Below are 21,827 nucleotides of genomic sequence, written 5' to 3' on the forward strand. Positions count from 1 at the left end.
ATATCACTGAGGGGCGCGCACTAAGCGCGTCCCGGCTCTTTAAGAGATTTGTCGAATGACCCTGAAGACCATCGAAGGTACCTTCATCGCCCCCAAAGGCCGCTATGCCCTGGTGGTTGGCCGCTTCAACAGCTTCGTGGTTGAAAGCCTGGTAAGCGGTGCCGTGGATGCCCTGGTTCGCCACGGTGTGAGCGAAAGCGACATCACTATCATCCGCGCTCCTGGCGCCTTCGAAATTCCACTGGTTGCGCAGAAAGTTGCACAGCAGGGTGAATACGCGGCGATCATCGCCCTGGGCGCGGTCATTCGTGGCGGCACTCCGCACTTCGAATACGTGGCTGGCGAATGCACCAAGGGCCTGGCCCAGGTGTCCATGGAGTTCGGCGTGCCGGTCGCCTTTGGCGTGCTGACCGTTGATTCCATCGAACAAGCCATCGAGCGTTCCGGCACCAAGGCCGGCAACAAAGGTGCTGAAGCTGCCCTGTCCGCCCTGGAAATGGTCAGCCTGCTGGCGCAGTTGGAGGCCAAGTGATTAGCGACGACAGCGATCAGTTCAACCCCCAGGACCCGCGCCCGGCAGACGCCGGCAAGCCATCGAAAAGCGAAAAGCGTCGTTCGGCCCGCCAGCTCGCGACCCAGGCTTTGTACCAGCGCCACATGGCGAAAACCTCGCTGAACGAAATCGAGGCGCAGTTTCGCGTCGACAACGATTTCAGCGCGGCCGATGCCAGCTACTTCCACGACATCCTGCACGGTGTTCCGGCCAACCTGGCGGAGATCGACGCTGCACTGACGCCGTGCCTGGACCTGGCGATCGAAGAGCTGGACCCGGTTGAACTGGCCGTACTGCGCCTGTCCACCTGGGAACTGCTCAAGCGCGTCGACGTGCCTTACCGCGTTGTGATCAACGAAGGGATCGAACTGGCGAAAGTCTACGGTTCCACCGACGGTCACAAGTTCGTCAACGGCGTGCTCGACAAGCTGGCCCCGCGCCTGCGTGAAGCCGAAGTGAAGGCGTACAAGCGCTAACTGGCGCTTGCTGACGCAATGGGCGAGTTTGAGCTGATCCGCAACTACTTCGCCGCCGCGCCCTGTGCGCAGGGCGGCGAAGGCATTGCGCTGGGGATTGGCGACGACTGCGCCTTGCTGGCTGTTCCTCCCGGGGAACAGCTGGCGATTTCTACCGATACCCTGGTGGCCGGCGTGCATTTTGCCGACCCCTGCGATCCGTTTCTGCTCGGCCAGCGCTCGCTGGCCGTAGCAGTCAGCGATCTGGCGGCCATGGGCGCCAATCCCCTCGCGTTTACCCTTGCCCTCACCACCCCGACGGTTGATGCCGATTGGCTACAACGCTATGCCCAGGGCTTGAACGCCATGGCGCAGGTTTGTGGCGTGGTTCTGGTAGGTGGCGACACCACCCGTGGGCCGCTGAGCCTGACCATGACCGTGTTTGGCCGGGTGCCGGCGGGCCAGGCCTTGACCCGCAGCGGCGCGCGGCCCGGCGACTTGCTGTGTGTGGGCGGTGAGCTGGGTAACGCAGCGGGCGCCTTGCCGCTGGTCCTGGGGCAGCGCACGGCGGAGGCGGCTATCGCCGAGCCGCTGCTGGCCCATTACTGGTCGCCGCAACCGCAGTTGGCGCTGGGCTTGGCGTTGCGGGGCAAGGCCACGTCTGCCATGGATATTTCCGACGGCCTTTTAGCTGATTGCGGGCATATCGCCAAGGCGTCGGCTGTCAGCTTGTTGATCGAGCAGCAAAAACTGCCGTTGTCCGCCGCCTTGCTGGCGTTCGTCGGTGAGGCGGATGCCCGGGTGGCCGCGTTGAGCGGGGGGGACGACTACGTACTGGCGTTCACCTTGCCGCCCGCCGAACTGGCGCCGCTGTTGGCCGCCGGTGTACCGGTCCATGTAATCGGCCGGGTCGAGGCGGGGCAGGGCGTTACCCTGCTGGATGCGTCTGGCCAGGACGTCACGCCGGCCATTCGTGGCTATCAACATTTCTGAAAGGCATAGAACCAAGCTGAAGGCCAATCGAACCTATTGATCTTTATCAGCGATAATTCAGCTTAAGCGTCTGTAGGAACCTACTGTTACAATCCCTCCCCTGTGAAATCTGAAATCAGGAGCACAAGGTGCCCGTCGTTTTCGTCGCCGCTTCCAAGCTGCCAACCCCTTTTGCCACGTTCACCATGAATGGCTTTCTTGAAGAAGCCACCGGGCGCGAACACGTTGTTCTCAGCCTCGGTGACGTGGCGGACGGTGCCCCGGTCCTCGGTCGCGTGCACTCCGAGTGCCTGACCGGCGATGCGCTGTTCAGCCAGCGCTGTGACTGCGGCTCGCAACTGGAAGCCGCCCTGCAGGCCATCGCCCGCGAAGGCCGTGGCGTGTTGCTGTACCTGCGTCAGGAAGGCCGTGGCATTGGCCTGCTGAACAAGATCCGCGCCTATGAGCTGCAAGATGGCGGCGCCGACACTGTGGAAGCCAACGAGCGCCTCGGTTTTGCCGCTGACCAGCGCGACTATGGGATCTGCCTGCCGATGCTCCAGCACCTGGGCGTCAAATCCCTGCGCCTGATGACCAACAACCCGCGCAAGGTCAAAGCCTTGACCGACATGGGCATCACCGTCGCCGAGCGCGTGCCGCTGCACACCGGCCACAACCCGCACAACAAGCTCTACCTGGCCACCAAGGCCAGCAAGCTCGACCACATGATGGGCAACGAGCACCAGGGCGAGGCCGATCGGGCGTGACGCGCGGCCAGGTCAAGCGGCGGCTGTCGTTTAACTGGTGGCAATACCTGGCGTTGGCGCTGGCGCCGTTGTTTGTGATCAACCTCGTGTTTGGCAAGGCCGAGCCCTTGCTGCCGGTGCTGGCGATGCCGTTTTTTATCGCCGGCGTAGCCTCGATGTTTGTCAGCCTGCGTTACTTCCACGGCTATAAACACGCGCTGATCGCCACCGGCAAAGCCCTCGATACCCCTGAAGAGCCGGCTGCCTGGATCACCCTCGCGGCCCGCCGTCGTGTGGCGTTGCTGGTGGCTGCACTGCCGGCCTGGGTCGGCGCGCTGGCAGTGTTTGTCGGGCTGGAAGCGGTGCCGCTGTTTCTGTTGGCACTGTCGACCCTGGTGCTGTTCTACCTCTACCGCATCCCGCGCCAGTTGGGTTGATGCGCGTCTGGCTGGCGGTGTGGCTGCTGGTTGTCGCGGCCCAGGCTGCGGCGGTCGAGCGGGTGGTCAGCCTTGCGCCTTCGTTGTCTGAAATCGTCGTTGAACTGGGCGCCGCCGATTTGCTGGTGGGCGTGCTGGATGGCGGCGAGCGGCCACAGGCGTTGGCGAACGTGCCGTCTGTGGGCAACTACGGGCAGTTGGACATGGAGCGGCTGCTCAGCCTCAAGCCCGAGCTGATCCTGCTTTGGCCCGGCAGCGTCGGCCCGGGCCAGCGTGAACAGCTGCAACGCCTGAACATCCCGGTATTTGTCGCCGAACCCCACAGTCTCGAACAACTCACCTCACAGGTCGAAACCATTGCCCGGCAACTCGGGCGGGATGACGCCGGCCGGCAATTGGCCGCGCAGTTGCGTCAGCGCTTGGTCGAATTGCGCTCGCGCTATCAGCGGGCCGAGCCGTTGCGGGTGTTTTATCAGGTGTGGAACCAGCCGCTGTACACCGTGGGTGGCGGGCAGATCATCAGCGATGCGCTGAGTGTGTGCGGCGCGCGCAATGTGTTCGATGACCTGAAATTACCGGCACCGCAGGTCAGCATTGAGTCGGTGTTGCAGCGTAATCCCGAGGTGATTCTGGCGGGCGATCAAGCGCAGCTGGATGCCTGGAAAGCCTGGCCCCAGGTGGCGGCGGTGGCTGGCGGGCGTTTGCTGGTGGTGCCTGACAAGGGCCTGGAACGGCCCAGCGGGCAGATGCTGCAGGCGGTGGCGCGGTTGTGTCAGGTTCTTGCTCCGGGGCTGTGAGACCGCTATCGCAGGCACGCCAGCTCCCACATTTGACCGAGTCGTCTGGATAAGCACGGTCCCCTGTGGGAGCCGGGCTTGCCCGCGATGAGGCCGGTGCAGACGACTTAGAGTTCCGGCGTCCAGGTCACCCCGACCATCAGTGCCCGGCCTTCTTCCCGATAGCCATATTGCTGGCCTTGATACTGATACAGCGCCCGGCTGTAGTCCTTGTTCAGCAGGTTATCGAGCTTCATTTCCAGCGTGACTTCATGGTTCACCGCCCAACTGCCCCGTAGCCCGAGCAAGCCATACCCGCCCAGGCGTTGCTGGTTCGCCGCATCGTCGTAGCTGCTGCTGACCGCTTGCCAGCTGGCGCCGACGCCGAATTGATCGAATTGGCGATCCAGGTCCAGGCTCAGGGTGCGCCGGGCTCGACGCGCCAGTGTGCGCCCGGTGTCGCGGTCGCGTGGGTCGATCAATGCAACGGCGAGGCTGCTTTGCCAGCCGAACAGTTCTTGCTTGAGCGCCGCCTCGAAGCCGTTGATGCGTGCGGCGCTGACGTTTTGCGGGCCGTTGCTGGCAAACACGATCGCATCCTGAATATCGGTGCGGTACAGCGAGGCTTCCAGTCGGCTGCTGTCGCTGAGCTGGCTGCGCCATTGCACTTCGTAGCTTTTCGATGTCTCGGGCTTGAGGTTCGGGTTGCTGTTTTTGAAGCCGAATTCGTCCGGGTAGTAGAGGTCGTTGAACGTAGGCGCGCGGAAGCCTTCGCTGTAGCTCAGCAACAGATCATTGTCCGGGTTCAGCGGCAGGGTGAAGGTGCCGCTCCAACTATTGTGGCCGCCGAACTGTTGGTTATCGTCGCGACGCAGGCCCAGTTCAGTGGAAAAGGACTGGGCTTGAAAACGGTGCTGGATAAACGCCGCTCGATTCCAGCGACTGTCTTCGGCGAACGCTGTGCTGCTGTTGACCTGGTCCTCGTACCAGTCGCCGCCCAGTATCAGGCTGTTCTGCTCATTGAGGGTCAGGTCGTTCTGCCAGTTCAGTGAGTTGCGGTAAGTGTTGAACACGCTGCGTTCGGTGCTGAGCTTGTCCCGGGTTTCTTCGCGGTTTTCGCTGTGGCCCGCTTCCAGCCGGGACTTCCACGTGTCATTGATACGCGCGTCAACATAGGTGCTGACACTGCTCACGGTGAAGTGGGTGTAGGGCTTTTGCTGGAAGCTTTGGAAGGTGGTCGAATCGAAGCGACCGAACGGGTTGTCGAATTCGCTTTTGCCGCGGTTATCCAGCACGTTCACACCCGCTTCGAGGTCATCGTTGAAGGCATGGCTCAGGCTGAAACTGATGGCCTGGTTGCGATAGGCGTCATGGTCACGGTCGCTGGGATAGGAGTCGTACGTGCGATTGATTCCGGCCGTGTCATCCAGGCTGGCGCCGAGGTTGAAGCGAGTTTGCGCATCGCCGCCGGACAAGCCCAGGCTGCGTTCCCACGTCTGGTTGCTGCCAAATCCCACATGCAGGCGGGGTTGCAGGCCGGACTCGTTACCACGCCGGGTGAAAATCTGGATCACCCCGCCAATCGCATCGCTGCCGTAGATCACCGAGCGCGAACCACGCAGGACTTCCACGCGTTCGATCTGCTGGATGTTCAGGTGCTGCAGGTTGCTGTCGCCGGAAGTCGAGTTGCCGATGCGCTGGCCGTCGACCAACACCAGGCTCTGGGCCGACTTGGTGCCACGAATGTAGACGCTTGCCAGACTGCCACGGCCACCGGCCTGTGAAACCTGCACCCCGGGCACGCGGCTGAGCAAGTCGGTCACGCTGGTGGGTTGCAGGCGGTCGATGTCGTCGCGGGTGAAGACGGTGTTGGCGGCGCTGCTGTCGTTGCGCGCCTGGACCTGGCGGTTGGCGCTGATCACCATGTCGGGCAGCTTGAGGGCTTGGTCGCGTTCGAAACTGTCGGCGAGCAGGTCGGTGGCGGGCAGTAACAGAAGGGGCAGGGCGAGGCGAAGGCGGTTCATGGGCTGTCCGTAGCATTTGAAGTTGGCATAAAACAAATGTGGGAGCGGGCTTGCTCGCGAAGGCGCAGTGTCAGTCAATGCATCTGTCGACTGACCCAGCGCTTTCGCGAGCAAGCCCGCTCCCACATTTTTAATCGCGTTTCTACAGGCCCAGCAGGGCCATGCGCTGACGAACCGAAGCTTCAATCCCGGATTCATCCAGCCCGCACTCGGCCAGCATCTGCGCCGGCTTGGCATGCTCGACATACACATCCGGCAAGCCCAGGTGCAGCACCGACTTGAGGATATTCTCCCGTGCCAGGAACTCACTGACTGCCGCACCGGCGCCGCCCATGATGGCGTTTTCTTCGATGGTCACCAGCAGCTCATGGCTGCCGGCGATCTCGCGCACCAAGGCCTCGTCCAGTGGCTTGACGAAACGCATGTCTACCACCGTGGCGTCGATCTTCTCGGCCACTTTCAAGGCTTCAGCCAATTGCACGCCGAACACCAGCAAGGCAACCCCGCTGCCCTGGCGGCGGACGATACCCTTGCCGATTTCGATAGGCTCAAGGTCCTTTTCGATCACCGCATTCGGACCATTCCCACGCGGATAGCGCACAGCCGCCGGGCCGTTGTACAGGTGGCCGGTGCTGAGCATCTTGCGCAGTTCGTTCTCGTCGCTCGGGGTCATCACCAGCATGCCGGGGATGCAGCGCAGGTACGAGAGGTCGAAGCTGCCGGCATGGGTCGGGCCGTCTTCGCCCACCAGGCCCGCACGGTCGATGGCGAACAGCACGTCGAGGTTCTGCACCGCGACGTCATGAATCAACTGGTCATAACCGCGCTGCAGGAACGTAGAGTAGATCGCGACTACCGGCTTGGCGCCTTCACAGGCCATGCCCGCGGCGAAGGTCACCGCGTGTTGCTCGGCGATGGCCACGTCGAAATAGCGCAGCGGGAAACGCTCGCTGAACGCCACCAGGTCGGAACCTTCCTTCATCGCCGGGGTGATGCCCACCAGGCGCGGGTCGGCGGCGGCCATGTCACACAGCCATTCGCCGAACACACCGGAATACTTTGGCCCGCTGGGCTTCTTCGGCGCGGCGGCCGGGGCGTTCAGCGGTTCCAGCTTGGTGATCGCGTGGTAACCAATCGGGTCGACTTCCGCCGGGGCGAAGCCTTTGCCTTTCTTGGTCACGATATGCAGGAACTGCGGGCCTTTAAGGTCACGCATGTTGCGCAGGGTGGCGATCAGGGTTGGCAGGTCATGGCCGTCGATCGGGCCGATGTAGTTCCAGCCCAACTCTTCGAACAGGGTGCCGGGAACCAGCATCCCCTTGGCATATTCTTCGGTACGACGGGCAATTTCCCACGCGCCGGGCAGACGCGAGAGCACCTTCTTGCTGCCTTCACGCATGCTTGCGTAAGTGCGGCTGGAGAGGATTTTTGCCAGGTAATTCGACAGGCCACCGACATTGCGCGAGATCGACATGTCGTTGTCGTTGAGGATCACCAGCATGTTGGCGTCCACTTCCGGCGCGTGGTTCAGCGCCTCGAAGGCCATGCCGGCGGTCAACGCGCCATCACCGATCACCGCAATCGCCTTGCGATCGCTGTTTTGCAGGCGGGCGGCAATCGCCATGCCCAGCGCTGCACTGATAGAGGTGCTGGAGTGGCCGACGCCAAAGGTGTCGTACTCGCTCTCGGAGCGGCGCGGGAAGGCGGCGATGCCATCCTTCTGGCGCAGTGTGGCCATGCGCTCGCGGCGTCCGGTGAGAATCTTGTGCGGATAGGCCTGATGACCCACGTCCCACACCAGCCGGTCGTCCGGAGTGTCGAATACGTAATGCAGCGCAATGGTCAGCTCGATGACGCCCAGGCCGGCACCGAAATGCCCACCGGTCTGGCCGACCGTGTAGAGCAATTCCAGGCGCAACTCATCGGCCAGGGTTTCCAGCTCGGCTTCACCCAGGCGGCGCAGGCCGGCTGGCGTGTTGGCACGGTCCAGCAGGGGCGTGGCCGGGCGCTTGCGGGGAATCTCTTGAAACGTCGTGGGCATCAGGCGAATCGTTATAGGTATAGAAGAGGCGGCAGTTTACCTCAAGCATCGCAAACTGCCCACGCAGAGCGCCGAACTTGGCTGATATGCGGTGGAAAAGGCCGCTGTTGTCAGTGGCGACGTTCGACGATATACCGCGCCAGGTCACGCAGTGGCTCGGCAGCCGCGTCGAAAGGTCGCAGGGCATCCAGGGCCTGGTCCCGCAGCTCCAGGGCGTACGCCTTGGCGGCTTCCAGCCCGAGAAGCGAAGGATAAGTCGGCTTGTCCCGTGCGATATCAGCACCCTGGCGCTTGCCGAGGGTCGCGGTATCGCTTTCAACGTCGAGAATATCGTCCTGCACCTGGAACGCCAGGCCGATGGCCCGCGCGTAGGTTTGCAGCGCCGCCAGTTGCGCCGCTTCGGCACGGCCACTGGCCAGGGCGCCGAGGTGCACGGCGGCCTCGATCAGCGCGCCGGTCTTGTGGCGGTGCATGTATTCCAGGGCTTGTTGATCGAGCTTCAAACCGACCGAGCCCAGGTCAATCGCCTGGCCGCCGACCATGCCGGCAGGCCCTGCGGCCAGCGCCAGCGCGGTGACCATGCGCAGACGGATCTCGGCGTTGACGCTGCTCAGGCGCGGGTCCAGCAGGGCGCTGAACGCCAGGCTTTGCAGGCCGTCACCGGCGAGAATCGCGCAGGCTTCATCAAAGGCTTTATGGGTAGTGGGTTGGCCGCGACGCAGATCGTCGTCGTCCATTGCCGGCAAATCGTCGTGTACCAGGGAGTAAGCGTGGATCAACTCCACCGCACAGGCGGCGCCGTTTGCTTCCTCCGCCTGAGCGCCGAGGGCTTCACAGGCCGCATAGGCGAGCAACGGGCGAACGCGCTTGCCACCGTTCATCACGCTGTAGCGCATGGCCTCATACAGGCGGTTCAGCTCAGGGCTGGGCGCGACAAACAGCGGATCCAGCGCAGCATTGACCCGGGCCTGGCTGCCGGCCTGATAAGCGTCGATCATTCAGGCTGTTCCGCATCGAAAGGTTCTTCGGCCAACTCCCCATCGCGTTCCAGCAACACCTGGACCTTCTGCTCCGCCTGCGCCAGGGCGCTCTGGCAGTCGCGGGTCAGTCCGATGCCTTGCTCGAATGCGGTCAACGAGTCTTCCAGCGACAACTCGCCGTTCTCCATACGCTCGACCAGGGTTTGCAGGTCGGCGAGGGATTGTTCGAAATCGAGTGCAACTTTTTTGCGGGCCATGGCGGCTATTCCGGTAGACGGTAAACCGGCGCGACACTAGCAGACATGGGGGATTGGGGCAAATGAGTGGGGGGATTTGCCTTGTAAATCAATCGCCTTGGGTGTTGATTTGATAGCGGGTGCTGCGGCCGCCGCCGGGTAGCCGAACCAGGCAGTTTTTTTCCAGAAGATCGGCCAGATGTCGGGTCGCCGTTGCCTTGGACACTTTGGCCACCGCTTGATATTGGGCCGCGCTGATCCCGTGCTCAAAGCCCTTCTCGCCGCCGTCGAGCAAGCGATTCAAGACTTTTGTCTGCTCGGCGCTGAGTACGTTGTCTCGATGCCGTTGCCAGAAGCGAGTTTTACCCAGCACCCGGTCGATCCGCGCCATCGCCTGCTGCAGGCTACGAAGCAGGGTTTGCAGGAACCACTCTAGCCAAGCGGTGACATCCAGCGTGGCTTTTTGACTGGTTTCCAGTGCACGGTAATAGCCTGCCCGGTCTTCAAGGATGCTTGCCGACATGGCGTAGAAGCGGATCGCCTGGTTCTCCGCCTGGGCAAGCGCGAGGTCAGTAATAGCCCGCGTCAGACGACCGTTGCCATCATCGAAGGGGTGCAGGGTGACGAACCAGAAATGCGCCAGGCCTGCGCGGAGCAATGGGTCAAGGGCCGCATGATTCCGGCTGGCTTCAAACCATTCGATGAAATCGTCCAGCGACTGCTCCAGTCCTTGGCAGGGTGGGGCCTCGAAATGCACAGTGGGTCGGTCCAGTCGTCCCGACACAACCTGCATAGGCTCATCCCCCCTTAACGCGCCTACGTTCAAGCCGTGGGTGGAAAAGCGGGCCTCCTCGGCGGGAAACAACCACCGATGCCAGTTAAATAGACGGGTGAGGGTAAACGGTTGAGCAAACTGTTGCGTGGCGTCCAGCATCAAGTCAGCCAGACCCTCGCTGCGTCGGCTCACTGAGCCGTCTTGCAATTGCTCCAGGCCCAGGCGTCGGGCCAAAGAGGAACGTACGGAACCCACATTCAGTTGCTCACCCTCGATTGCCGAGGAGGTCAGAATGTTTTGCAGCAACGCATCCAGTTCATTCTCTGAGCTCTGGGCCTGGCTGACCGAACCGAGCATGCCCAGCAACTTTCCTTGCGCCTGCGTGCACTCTCGCAACAACGCTGCAAGGCGCTCTGGTTGCCAGTGAAAGTGCGGCCAGTCCGGTTGTTGCCAGATCCAGTTCGGGTGATCCATAGAGGCATGCTCGGTATATGAGCCGAATAGAAGGCTTATTCGGCTCATTTGGTGAGCCGATTGTGTGAGCTATTCGGCTCACTGTCCAGTCAGATGCGCACATCAGGTACAGCGCCGCCTCATCACTGGCCAGCAGGATCGCCTGTTCCATAACCTTTGGCGCAGTACTCGCCAGCTCCATCGATTCGCTGGCTGTCGCCCCCAGGCTTTCAAACAGCTTGCCGGCGTCCTTGAAGATCTCCTGCGCTTGCTTGATGGCGTCCCACACGCCGGTAATCGCCGTCCAACTTCCCGCCAGCACGCCATTGCCAATCGCGCTCGAAGTGGACCTTTCCCAGTGCGGCCGGAAACCACTCCATTACTTGCGAAGCTTTTTCTGTTCCGAGCCGCTGCCCGGTACTACGTAAAACAGCGGTTCAGCTCATTGACGGCAGTGGCGTTTTCAGTGGTGCGGTGCATTGGCCCTGAGCATCCTTGAGACTGGCCTCAAACTCGACCAGTCCTCCATGCATCTTCTGCAATGCCTCGATCTGCCGCACCAACTCCTGCTTCTTGTTGGCGATCGCCTTGTCCGCCAGGCCCCAGGGCAGCCCATCACCGTGATGCCCACCCAGAATTGCCTGCAACTCCTTGAGCTTGAAACCCAACTGCTGAGCGCACTTGATGAACGTCAGCAGCTCCACACTTTGCGTGGAGTAAATGCGATAACGACCTTCCCGCTGCTGCGGCGGCAACAGGCCGATGGCTTCATAGTGACGAATCGCTTTGATGGTTGTGCCCGACAGTTGCGCGGCTTTGCCGATGTACATGAAAAGTCCTTTTCCCAAAGAGTGCTCCGGCCTGTTTCAGCCACTGTTCCCGCTGTGCTGGCGTAGAGCCCAACACCGGCCCGAACAGCAACGTCTTGATCGGCTGAATGCCACAAAACGCCAGTGTTGTCTTGCGCATCTGGTGCAGCGCGGGCATGCGGTAGAACCACCTGTAATACCACGGCGGTGTGTCCAGGGTCACCAGCAAGTGCGCGGTTCTGCCCTTCAGGAGTTTGTCGGGGAAGGCCTTTCCCTTGCGGTATTTGAAGGCGAAACCGGATAGGAAAATTCGGTCGATAAAACCTTTCATCAAGGCCGGGATGCCACCCCACCAGACGGGGAAAACAAACGTCAGGTGATTGGCCCACAGGATGTCGGATTGAGCGTTGAGCAGGTCGGGTTCCAGGGGCTGGGCCTGGTTGTAGCCGTTGTGGAGGATGGGGTCGAAAGCCAGTTCACCCAGACGCAGGATGCGTACTTCGTGGCCGGCGTTTTTGGCGCTGGTGATGTAGGTGTCGGTGAGGGCCGAGCAGAAGCTGGTGCTGGAAGGGTGGCCGAGGATGACCAGGATGCGTTGGCTCATGGTGGTGCGGTCCTGAAAACTGGGGTTTCAGGGTGAGGTGTGACCTTAGGGGGAGAGTCAAGCGCTTACTCTACGGTACGGGCAAGGGTCGGCGATCTGGCTGACCTAGTCCTGCCCGTGATAGTTAAACGCTGCCGACCGGCAGGAAGATCGGTACATTTTGTCCTGTCTCGCAGGTGTAGAAGGCGACCTTGAGTCGCTGGCCAATGCGCAGTTGTTGTGGGTCCTCGCAGTCTATTGCCGACAAAATCGTAGGGCCCTCGTTCAGGGTCACGTAGGCAATGCAGTGAACGTGGCCTTCTCGCCGACTGTAACTGAAGCTATACAGCGTCGCGTCGCCGCTGGCGACGATCCAGTCGGTGGACGTCGAGCCGGTAAACGGGCTGTGATCACGCGGGTAGTAGTAAGGCTTGCCGGTATCGAGGCAGCGGCGCAGCAGCAGTTTTCCTTGATTGGCGGCGTCCCAGAACGGCGCGCTTTCCGGGGTAATTTGAGGTGGTTTGAGGTGCATGTCAGAGTCGCTCCAGAATAAGGGTGGCACTGCCATGTCGTGAGCCCAGCAGGCCACCGGTGCCGTGAGCCAATGCCAAGGTGCAATCGGGCAACTGAACCGCCGGGTGGGCCTCACCGCGCAATTGGCGGACGGCTTCGATCAATTTGGTCATGCCGCCCCGGTTTCCCGGGTGATTGTTGCAGAGGCCGCCGCCATCGGTATTCACCGCCAGTGGGCCTTCGCCACTGATCAGCTTGCCATCGGCGACAAAGACGCCACCTTGGCCGGGTGGGCAAAATCCGAGGTTTTCCAGCTGGATCAATACGGTGATGGTGAAGCTGTCGTAGAGTGAGGCGTAGCGGATATCGCTGGGCTTGAGTCGAGCCTCGGCAAAGGCGTCAGCCCCGGACTGGATGCCGCCGCTGGAGAGCAGGTCGAAGTAGCCGCCGTTCAAATGGTTGACCGAATAGCCTGAGCCGATGGGTGTGATCAGCGGCCGCTTGAGTGCGCGGGCGATGGACGGATGCGCCAGTACCAGCGCTCCGCCGCCGTCGCTGATGACACAGCAGTCCAACCTGCGTAATGGGGCCGCGATCAGTGGCGAGTTCAGCACGTCTTCAACACTGACGACCTTGGGCAGCATCGCGTTGGGGTTGTACTGGGCATGGTGTGACGCAGCGACTTTGATCCAGGCCAGTTGCTCGGCGCTGGTGCCATGTTCGTGGCTGTGACGCATGGCGCACATGGCGTATAGATTGGTCACGGCGGCGCCGTAGGGCATTTCAAATGGTGCTTCGCAGGCGCTCTGCGGTTGCTTGAGCTGACTGCTGTCCGGCCGCTGGCGCTCGGCGCGTGGACGTCCGGCCTGGGTAATCAGCGCCACCTTGCACCGTCCTTCGGCGATGGCACGTGTAGCCTGTGCAACGTGTTGGATGTAGGACGAACCCCAGCTTTCTGTGGTTTCTATGTGCCGAGGTTTGATGCCCAAATACTCGACCACGGAAAACGGGCCGACGCCTTGGGAGTCCCATCCCGGTACGTCTCCCGCGCAGAAGTAGCCGTCGACATCGTTGATGCTCAATCCTGCGTCGTCCAGGGCGCCGCGTGCGACGTCGGCATGCAGTTGGGCGAGGGAGCGGTCCACGGCGTGGCGGGTAGGGTGTTCATAAGCCCCGACGATAAACGCTTTTGCTTTAAGGCTCATGATTCGATGTCTCCTGGCGGTAAAGGCATTGGATAGTCGGTTTGCTGGCCTGCGTAATCGATAAAAAACGCCAATGCGTGCGGGTCTCGCATGGCACTTGGATTGGCCGCTTTTGCTGGGTCATGGCCCATCAAAATCCGCCGCACTGGCACCTCCATTTTCTTTCCCGTCAACGTCGTGGGAATCATGGGCACCGCGTGTATGCGATCCGGGACATGTCGGCGTGTACAGGTTTGGCTCAGGCACTCGCTGATGTGCCGTTCAAGGCCTGCGTCCAACTGAATCCCAGGGCGTAGCTGGACAAACAGCGGCATGAAGAACCCACCTTCAGGCAAGTCCAGATTGACGATCAGCGAGTCCTCGATGGCCTCGATCTGTTCCAGCGCACGGTAGATTTCGGCGGTGCCGATACGCACGCCAAAGCGATTAAGCGTCGCATCCGAGCGCCCCAGCACCTGGCAACCGCCACGGCCGTTGACCAGGAAGAAATCACCATGGCGCCATACGCCGGGCCAGGCCTGGAAATAGCTGTCGCGGTAACGCTCGCCGGTGGGATCGTTCCAGAAGTACACCGGCATCGAAGGCATTGGCGCCGTCACTGCCAGCTCGCCGACTTGATCGATGGCGGCCTTGCCTTGGTCGTCGAATGCATGCGCCGCCACGCCCAGGGCACGTGCCTGGATTTCGCCGGCATACACGGCCAACGTGGGCACCCCACTGACCAGGCCGCTGCAGATATCGGTACCGCCGCTGCCGGTGGCGACCCATACGTCGGGTTTGAGGTGGCGATAGAACCAGGCATTGCACTCAGGTGAAACCGGTGACCCCACGGGCATGACAGTGCGCAGTGCCGAAAGATCGAAGCGCTGGCCGGGAACCACGCCCTGACGTTTCATCAGCTCGATGTAGGTGGGGCTGGTGCCGAAAAAACTCGCACGGCTGTCTTGCGCCACTTGCCATAACGTATCGGTGTTCGGCCAGGTGGGATGGCCGTCGTACAGCACTGGGCGTACGTCGCAGAGCAACGTGCAGAACAAGGTATTCCACATCATCCAGCCGGTGGTGGTGAAGAAGAACGCGGTATCGCCAGGGCGAAAATCCAGGTGCAGATGCAGGGCTTTCAATTGCTCCAGCAAAATGCCGCCATGGCTGTGCACGATCGCTTTGGGAAGCCCCGTGGTGCCGGAAGAAAACAGCACCCACAACGGGTGGTCGAAGGGCAGTTGCTCACACTGGAAGTCGACGGCCGGGACGATAGGGCGAAGGTGCAGGTTGCGCCAATCGACTGCGCCGTGAACGGTGATCGACTCTTGGGGGAAGAGCGCGGGCAGCATGATCAATTGCTCGATACTGCCCAGCTCCCGAACGATCCGTTGGACCTGTTCACGACGGTCGAATGCTTTCCCACCATAGCGGTAACCGTCCACGGCGAAGAGCACCTTGGGTGCCAGTTGTCGGACTCGATCCAATACGCCATCGGCACCAAAGTCCGGTGAGCAACTCGACCAGATTGCCCCTATGGCAGCACTGGCACACAGGGCGATCATGGCTTCGGGGATATTTGGCAGGTAAGCCACAACCCGGTCGCCAGGTCTTATTCCCAGCTCGCGCAAATAAGTCGCCAGGGTGCGCACCTGGTTGGCGAAGTCGGGCCAGGGCATGCCTTGCAACGTATCGGTTTCACTCACGTACAGCAGGGCATCACTGTTTTCTCGCTCGTTACGCAGAATATGTTCGGCGAAATTCAGCTGGGCCCCCGGAAACCACTGCGCCCCTGGCATCGTGCGGGCGCCCAGAACGGCGCGGGGAGGGCTGGAGGCCTGTACGTGGAAATGATCCCAGATGGATTGCCAGAAGGCGTCCAGGTCGTTGACGGACCAACGCCACAAGGCGTGGTAATCGGTGAAGGTAATATCTCGTTCCTGCTGCAGCCAATTCAGGTAACGGGTAAGACGGGCCCGTTGTATGTGCCCGGGACTAGGCTGCCACAGCAGTTGCCCATGACGGACAGGATCAGAAAACGGGAAAGCGTTCGCCACGATAAAAGACCTCTGACGTTATTTTTATTAAGGGTCATTGGGTTTCATGCGTGACGGATCTTAATCATCAATTGTACGACGTACAATTAGTGGTTTTTCAGGTATCGATGAGTGACGTTTCTAGCGACGGGATGCCAGGGTTTCCAATCCGCAGATGATGGTCTCGACATAAAACGCGAAGCTGTCATCCAGCGCCGCTTGCACGCCGTTTTGCCAGCGCAGGCTGAAGCTGCGATTGCTCAACTGATCCATGTTCTGCGCCAGTGTCGGGTGTTGTTGCGGGTCGACTTGCTGAAGGCTCTGCTGGACCTGGTTTTGCCAGGCTTCTGTGTTTTCCGGCAGCGGTGCGAACTCCAGCGTAGTAAACCCGGTGAGGGCGGCAATGAAGGTGTTGTAGGCGCTTGCCAGTGTCGGCCCGTTGAAGCCGGCCTGTTGCAGGGCCGCCAGCACGCCTTCCACCAGTTTGAAGTCGGTGCGGGTATTGGAGACCAGTTGCGCACCGAGCAACGGCGCAATATTCGGATGTTGGTGCACGGCGTTGTGGCAATTGACCATGGCCGCACGCAAGTAGTCCTGCCAGCGTTCCTGGGGCTCGGGCGCCAAGTGTTCCAACACCTTGGCCAACACCTGGGCCAGCAGTAATTCCCGAGAAGAAACGTACCAGTAAATCGCCGTCGGATAGACGCCCAGGGCGCTGGCGAGAGTGCGCAGGCTGAATTTCTCCAGGCCTTCCTGATCAATCAGCTCAAGTGCCGCGGTGGTGATGATTTGGGCGGTCAACAGGTTTTTCGAATCCTCCCCAGCGCTCTTTTTACGCCGGCCTCGGGGGTTTGCGGTTTTGCTGGTCATGGGCCTTTCGTTCCGGCTGAGGGAAGGCGAAAGAATAGCGGCTAAGGGTTTTCCTGTCTCGGATACGAATCACGGTGGAGTGCCCAGGAGCCTCGGGCTCCTGGGCCGGGCAGCCTCAGTCGCAAGGCAAAACAGCAGCGTAGCGATCGACAAAAGCCCGAGTGGCGGTGAGCAGGTGTAACAGTTCGTTGTCGGTCAGTGGCAAGCTCAGCGCGACCAACCCGCGCCGGGCGAGGTAGATGCCACTTTCGATCAGGTGGAAGAAATACAGGTCACGCAGGCGTTTTTGGTACTCGGATAACTCCATAGGGCGCTGCAGGTGCATGGCGGTGGGATGAAAATTCATCACCGAGCCTTGTCCTGTGAACTGCAGGGCGACAGGTGCCAGCACCTGATTGAGTTGCTGGCGTAATGCGTCGCCTCGGGTATTGAGCGCAATGGCTGCCTCGCGGGTGAACACCTGCTCCAGGCCGGCGATGCCGGCGCTGAGCGTCATCACGTTATTGTTGAATGTCCCGGCATGGGGCAGGCGACCCAGGCGCGGATCGAACTGCGCCATGATTTCCCGGCGCCCCCCCAGCATTCCGCAAGGCATCCCGCCGCCCAAGTATTTACCCAGGGTGATCAGGTCAGGTTTGACCTCAAGCTTTTCCTGCAAACCTCCAGGCGCCAGGCGTGAAGTCATCACCTCGTCGAAGATCAGCAGCGCGCCATGGGCCCGGCTCATTTCGCGCAAACCTTGAAGAAAACCCGGCGCAGCGCAGATGCATCCCCCGGCACCAAGCATGGGCTCCACCAGGATCGCGGCAATTTTGCCGCGGTGCTGATGCATCAAGCGCTCGACACTGTGCAGGTCGTTATAGTCGGCCAGATAGACGCGATGGGGAACGTTCATTGCCGTCGCCGGTCCGGCGAAACTCATTACGCCTCCGTGGTATCCACCAGAAAAGGCAATGATTGCGCGACGGTCTGTGTAGGCAACTGCCGCCGCCAGTGCGAGCAGGTTCGCTTCGGTCCCCGAGTTGGTAAAACGCACCTGCTCGGCGCAATCGAAGCGCTCCACAATCAGTGTTGCCAGCCTGGCTTCCAGCTCGGTATGGGCGCTGAGGTTCAGTCCTCGCGCCATCCCTTGTGACAGCGCATGCAGAATGACTGGGTGGGAGTGGCCATATAGCGCCGCCGTGTATTCGGCCAGGAAGTCGATATAGCGATGGCCGTCCATATCGGTGAGCAAGCAACCCGCGCCACTGGACATGGTCAGGGGAAACGGTTCGTAAAACAGCACCGAGCGTGTATTGCCACCGGGCATGACCCGGGCGGCCCATTCCAACTGGCGCGCACTATTGGGGTTGGCACGAGTGAAGCGCTCGACACACGCAGCCAGTTCGGTCTTGAGGGTGTTGCCGGTCATATTCAAGCTCCCTGCACGTCGCTGGCAGCTACTGACTGAGCGGGTTTCGGATACACCAGCATCAGCACTGCGAACCAGGCGAACGTCACATAGAAGGCTGCGCGGGTGTCCGGGTCCAGAGCCACCAACAAGGCCAGCACCGCCAGAAAAGACAGCACCAGCACACTGCTGCCCATGGCCCACGGCATGCGATAGGCAACCCGAGGCAACTCACCCCGCTGAACTTTGCGGCGATACGCCATATGCGCAACGATGATCACCGCCCACACCCAGATCAACAGGCCCAATATCCCGGTAATCAGCAGGCCGAACAGACTCTCCGGAATCATGTAGTTGAGCAGTACACCCACCAACAACATCAGGGTCGAGACCATCAGGCATCGAGCGGGAACTTGGCGCCGGCTCAACACCTGGAGGCTGCGTGGCGCCTGCTGGAAATGCGATAGCGAATACAGCATGCGACTCGTGGCAAACAGCCCGGTATTGCAGGATGACGCCAGCGCTGTGATCACCACAAAGTTCACCAGCCCCGCGGCCATTCCCAGACCGATGCTGTCGAACACCATGACAAACGGGCTTTGCCCGGTATTCAGCTGATTCCACGGATACAGCGCCATGATGATCGCCATCGAGCCGACATAGAAAATGAACATGCGCCAAATGATGCTGTTGATCGCCTTGGGCAGCGTGCGCTCGGGGTTGGCCGTTTCAGCGGCCACCACACCGATCACTTCAACGCCGGCGAAGGCAAACGCCGCCACCGGAATCGCGTACAACAGGCCGCTCCAGCCGTGAGGTAAAACGCCTCCGTGGGTCCATAGGTTGGTAATGGACGGCGGTGTCTTCGCCGATGTTTCAAGGCCGAAAAACAAAATCACCAACCCCGCCACAATCAGCCCGACAATCGTTACCACTTTGATCAGCGCCAGCCAAAACTCCACCTCGCCAAACGCCTTGACTGTGAACAAATTAATCACCATCAGCACACCGGCCGTGACGAGTGCGGGAATCCACTGGGGCAGTTCCGGGAACCAATATTTCATCAGCAGGCCGATGCCGGTGACCTCAAGCACGCCCACCAGAATCCAGATCAACCAATACGACCACCCGGTAATAAAGCCGAAGCGCGGCCCAAGGAACTCCTCGGCAAAAGACGCAAAGGACCCGCTATTGGGTCGGTATAGAGACAACTCCCCCAGCGCCCGTGCGATCAGATAAATCATCAGCCCGCAAATGGCATAAGCCGCCAACAACGCAGGCCCGGCAGTGGCGATCGCCTTGCCAGACCCCAAAAATAATCCAGCACCAATCACCCCCCCGATGGCGATCAGCATGACGTGGCGTTCCTTGAGAGAAGTAGCAAGGCCCTGGTTGGACATGTTGCGCATCATCATTCCCCTGGCTGCATTGCGCAGCGGTCATGAACGTTATCCGGCTTGGTGGCCGATTTTATTGTACGGTGTTCAATAGGCAGGATTCGGGCCAGAACAGGGTGGGGTTGATGGTATGGAGGAGGGAGTCGGGGTTAAACATTCTGTTTAGATTGGTTTGTAGGATCGTTTCTGGATTTGTCAGACGGGAAGTTTGGGAAGTTGGATTGGCAGATACGGGGCGAGGTGTCACCCGATAACACATCTAATGTGTGGTGGTGGGGCGCTGATTTTTGATGGCCAGCAAGACAGATCCCTTTCCTTGGCAGGACGTTTCCTAGAGAATTCCAAGCGCTTGCGCCAGCAAAATCCCGCGACTAGTCTGCGTTCCGTCACTGCTTATTCGGTGATCGGGTTTAGTCGCCCGGATTCGATTGGCGCACGATCAGTTCATGAGTCAGGCCGTTTTTCGCCTGCACTTTTATGGTGGCTGTGCGCAGGGCGCCCTCGGGCGCGCCGGGTTTCCAATCGACCGGTCGACTAACCTGCGTACAGCTGCCACCTTCGTTTAGTCGCGAAGCGTGGTGGCTCCAAATGTTTGATTGGAGATTTACCATGGTCAAAGTTACCCCCGATCCACCCGCATTCCATAAAGCCTTACTCCGCGACACTGATGCCTCGCGTCGAGTGATCGATCACTACCTCAAAGCGCCGGACGCGCAGCCTTCACCCAACCCGTTTACCGTCGATGACGAACTGAGTTTCGAAGATGCCCTGGCCCATGCTGCCGAGTTATTGCATTGCGCCGTGGCAACCGCCCAGGCGTCGACCGAGCCGCTGAATGGCGCACAGCGGGCGGTGATGCATTTGGTGGAAATGTCGAAGGTGGTGGTGGATCGAGCGCTGGACTGTTTGCAGCCGAGGTGAGGACCTTAAGCCTACGCTGAGGTTGCGATGCATTTGGTCAGCGATCTACTGACCAAATGCTCATCATCCTGGCTCAGGGGCGGAAATCCCGGCAGACGATCGCCATGGATTAAAGCGGTCTCCTCAGGCGTATGGCTTGAAGTCATTGCTGTCGCGAGTGAGTAGCTGCATCAGTTTGGGATGGATGAAGAGCTTTTCCTTGCCAACCTGAACCTCTTGCAGAACGCCGATGGCGACTAGTTCTTTGAGGTAACGGGAGGCTGCTTGACGCTGGGCAATCTGTTTGTCGACGACGTTGCTGATGCGGCAGTAGGGCTGTTCGAAAATGACGTCTACCAGCTCGCGGGAATAGGTTTTCGGCAACTGCTCACGAACAAACTGGGTGGTGTGCTCGGACAGGCTGCGAATAGCGGCAATTTTTGCACAAGTCCAGCGTGCTGTTTCTTCCACAGCGCTGAGCATGTACAGCAGCCAAGGCTCCCAGGCTTGTTCGCGAGTGACATCAAGCAACAGGCGGTAGTAATCGGCTCTATGGGCAATGATGTAACGGCTAAGGTAGAGAATCGGTAGATTCAGCAGGCCTTCCTGGATCAGGTACAGGGTGTTGAGCACTCGCCCGGTACGGCCATTGCCGTCGGTGAATGGGTGAATGGCTTCGAATTGATAGTGACTAACCGCCATACGTACTAATGGATCCAGGTCGGTCTCGTTGTGCAGGAAGCGCTCCCAGTTGGCGAGCATGTCACGTAAGCGATCTTCGCCTTCCGGTGGGGTATAGATGATCTCGCCGGTTCGGTCGTTGGCTAGCTGGACTCCTGGCACCCGGCGTATATCCATGTTCACGCCTTTAAGCGTGCGGCAGATTTCGACTGCAGTACCGGTGGAGAGTGGGCGGTCGGCCAACGATTGATAACCTTTCTGCAGGGCTTTGCGGTAGCGCAGTGCTTCCTTGGTCGCTGGGTCTGCGTGGCTATCTCCATCCTGAGCATGCTGAAAGAGCAAATCCGTGGTGGTGACGATACTTTCGATCTCTGAGCTGTCCTTGGCCTCCAGCAATGGAATGGTGTTGATCAGCATTGTCTGGTTAGGGATCAGCTCAGCCGCTTGCTTCAATTCGGCCAGGGCTGTGCGGGCCTCAATGCAGCGTTTGAGCACTGCATGGGTTTCCAGAACAGTTGCCGGTGGCAAAGTGGGAAGCTGGTTGTAGGGCTTGTCAGCCTGCCAGGGAAGGTGGGATGCGGTCATGGATGGGGCTCGGTCTTTGACTTATCCGTCTAAAGGTAAGAGGGGCTCATCAGGGCGCCCTTTCGTGGCGTCAGTGTAAACATGCGTGCACTACGTGTCGCTATATTTTGATTTCTGCGACACGTCTTGATGTCATGTCGTTGGTAACGACAGGTATGCGAAACGTGTTCTTGGAACGGGCTTTTAGCGACGTATCAGGCGAATGTCCTGAGGATGGAAAAGACGGCTTGCGTGCCTTGGAGCGGTTGGCGCGTTCTCAAATAGCTCGATGCCTGGCAGGTGTAGCGCATTTCTTCCAGGCATTAAAAAGCCGGCTTGTGGCCGGCTTCTCGGGGACTGGTTCAGCTTATTTTTGGTAAACCTCACCAGCCTTCAAATCGTTCACCCAGGCTCACACCCAGGTGATAAGGGGCATCAGCGGGAACTCC

The 21,827-nt window shown here is 60.3% G+C and carries 21 protein-coding genes; 7 read left to right on the forward strand and 14 right to left on the reverse strand.

All coding sequences use genetic code 11. The features are described from left to right. Positions 1–55 precede the first annotated feature (55 nt). From ribH to A462_RS11940, 6 genes are all read left to right on the forward strand, one after another. Complete coding sequence (ribH, locus tag A462_RS11965) at positions 56–532, forward strand: 6,7-dimethyl-8-ribityllumazine synthase (protein WP_003209986.1); 477 nt, start codon at positions 56–58, stop codon at positions 530–532. Then, on the forward strand, positions 529–1,029 hold the full coding sequence (nusB, locus tag A462_RS11960; RefSeq protein WP_003209985.1) for a transcription antitermination factor NusB: 501 nt from the start codon (positions 529–531) through the stop codon (positions 1,027–1,029). The genes ribH and nusB overlap by 4 nt, the downstream gene beginning before the upstream one ends. An 18-nt stretch (positions 1,030–1,047) precedes the next feature. Next, a complete protein-coding gene (thiL, locus tag A462_RS11955) occupies positions 1,048–2,001 on the forward strand; it encodes a thiamine-phosphate kinase (protein WP_008436495.1) in 954 nt (317 codons plus the stop codon). A gap of 128 nt (positions 2,002–2,129) precedes the next feature. Further along, positions 2,130–2,747, forward strand: a complete 618-nt coding sequence (gene ribA, locus A462_RS11950) for a GTP cyclohydrolase II (protein ID WP_003209983.1) — start codon at positions 2,130–2,132, stop codon at positions 2,745–2,747. After that, entirely contained in the window at positions 2,744–3,163 is a 420-nt protein-coding gene (locus tag A462_RS11945; protein WP_008436498.1) for a nuclear FMR1 interacting 1 family protein, read from the forward strand. The genes ribA and A462_RS11945 overlap by 4 nt, the downstream gene beginning before the upstream one ends. Continuing rightward, complete coding sequence (locus tag A462_RS11940; RefSeq protein WP_008436500.1) at positions 3,163–3,960, forward strand: cobalamin-binding protein; 798 nt, start codon at positions 3,163–3,165, stop codon at positions 3,958–3,960. Before A462_RS11945 ends, A462_RS11940 begins: the two co-directional genes overlap by 1 nt. Before the next feature lie 107 nt (positions 3,961–4,067). Here the strand turns inward: A462_RS11940 and A462_RS11935 are convergent, their stop codons facing one another. From A462_RS11935 to A462_RS11875, 13 genes are all read right to left on the reverse strand, one after another. Further along, a complete protein-coding gene (locus A462_RS11935; protein WP_008436501.1) occupies positions 4,068–5,963 on the reverse strand; it encodes a TonB-dependent receptor domain-containing protein in 1,896 nt (631 codons plus the stop codon). Between the two features lie 142 nt (positions 5,964–6,105). Further along, positions 6,106–8,004 (reverse strand): 1-deoxy-D-xylulose-5-phosphate synthase, encoded by a 1,899-nt coding sequence (gene dxs / locus A462_RS11930; RefSeq protein ID WP_008436502.1) that lies wholly within the window; start codon positions 8,002–8,004, stop codon positions 6,106–6,108. A 110-nt stretch (positions 8,005–8,114) separates the two neighbouring features. After that, positions 8,115–9,002, reverse strand: coding sequence for a (2E,6E)-farnesyl diphosphate synthase (gene ispA, locus A462_RS11925; protein WP_008436503.1), 888 nt, complete (start codon positions 9,000–9,002; stop codon positions 8,115–8,117). Beyond that, positions 8,999–9,241 (reverse strand): exodeoxyribonuclease VII small subunit, encoded by a 243-nt coding sequence (locus tag A462_RS11920; protein ID WP_003209964.1) that lies wholly within the window; start codon positions 9,239–9,241, stop codon positions 8,999–9,001. Before A462_RS11920 ends, ispA begins: the two co-directional genes overlap by 4 nt. Before the next feature lie 88 nt (positions 9,242–9,329). Then, entirely contained in the window at positions 9,330–10,469 is a 1,140-nt protein-coding gene (locus A462_RS11915; protein ID WP_083853226.1) for a Fic family protein, read from the reverse strand. A 416-nt stretch (positions 10,470–10,885) separates the two neighbouring features. After that, complete coding sequence (locus tag A462_RS11910; RefSeq protein WP_008436505.1) at positions 10,886–11,278, reverse strand: MerR family transcriptional regulator; 393 nt, start codon at positions 11,276–11,278, stop codon at positions 10,886–10,888. Continuing rightward, positions 11,217–11,861 (reverse strand): NAD(P)H-dependent oxidoreductase, encoded by a 645-nt coding sequence (locus tag A462_RS11905; RefSeq protein WP_008436506.1) that lies wholly within the window; start codon positions 11,859–11,861, stop codon positions 11,217–11,219. Before A462_RS11905 ends, A462_RS11910 begins: the two co-directional genes overlap by 62 nt. Positions 11,862–11,985: 124 nt before the next feature. Next, positions 11,986–12,372: a Zn-ribbon domain-containing OB-fold protein gene (locus A462_RS11900; protein ID WP_008436507.1), complete on the reverse strand. Its 387-nt coding sequence runs from the start codon at positions 12,370–12,372 to the stop codon at positions 11,986–11,988. Between the two features lies 1 nt (position 12,373). Further along, positions 12,374–13,558, reverse strand: coding sequence for a thiolase domain-containing protein (locus A462_RS11895; protein ID WP_008436509.1), 1,185 nt, complete (start codon positions 13,556–13,558; stop codon positions 12,374–12,376). After that, positions 13,555–15,597 carry an acetoacetate--CoA ligase gene (locus A462_RS11890; protein ID WP_032899516.1) on the reverse strand — a complete coding sequence of 681 codons (2,043 nt, stop codon included), beginning with the start codon at positions 15,595–15,597 and terminating at the stop codon, positions 13,555–13,557. The genes A462_RS11895 and A462_RS11890 overlap by 4 nt, the downstream gene beginning before the upstream one ends. Before the next feature lie 120 nt (positions 15,598–15,717). Further along, entirely contained in the window at positions 15,718–16,446 is a 729-nt protein-coding gene (locus A462_RS11885; protein WP_008436511.1) for a TetR/AcrR family transcriptional regulator C-terminal domain-containing protein, read from the reverse strand. Positions 16,447–16,561: 115 nt separating this feature from the next. Then, the gene (locus tag A462_RS11880) at positions 16,562–17,857 is read right to left on the reverse strand and encodes an aspartate aminotransferase family protein (RefSeq protein WP_008436512.1); all 1,296 of its coding nucleotides are present in this window, start codon (positions 17,855–17,857) and stop codon (positions 16,562–16,564) included. Positions 17,858–17,859: 2 nt separating this feature from the next. Further along, entirely contained in the window at positions 17,860–19,191 is a 1,332-nt protein-coding gene (locus A462_RS11875) for an amino acid permease (RefSeq protein WP_008436513.1), read from the reverse strand. Between the two features lie 651 nt (positions 19,192–19,842). Between A462_RS11875 and A462_RS11870 the strand changes: the two genes are divergently transcribed. Beyond that, positions 19,843–20,154, forward strand: a complete 312-nt coding sequence (locus tag A462_RS11870) for a DUF6124 family protein (protein ID WP_003219377.1) — start codon at positions 19,843–19,845, stop codon at positions 20,152–20,154. Positions 20,155–20,277: 123 nt separating this feature from the next. Here A462_RS11870 and fic read toward each other — a convergent pair whose 3' ends face one another. Further along, the gene (fic, locus tag A462_RS11865; RefSeq protein WP_008436517.1) at positions 20,278–21,399 is read right to left on the reverse strand and encodes a protein adenylyltransferase Fic; all 1,122 of its coding nucleotides are present in this window, start codon (positions 21,397–21,399) and stop codon (positions 20,278–20,280) included. Positions 21,400–21,827: the final 428 nt, after the last annotated feature.

The organism is Pseudomonas sp. Ag1 (genome assembly GCF_000278565.1).
GTDB lineage: Bacteria > Pseudomonadota > Gammaproteobacteria > Pseudomonadales > Pseudomonadaceae > Aquipseudomonas.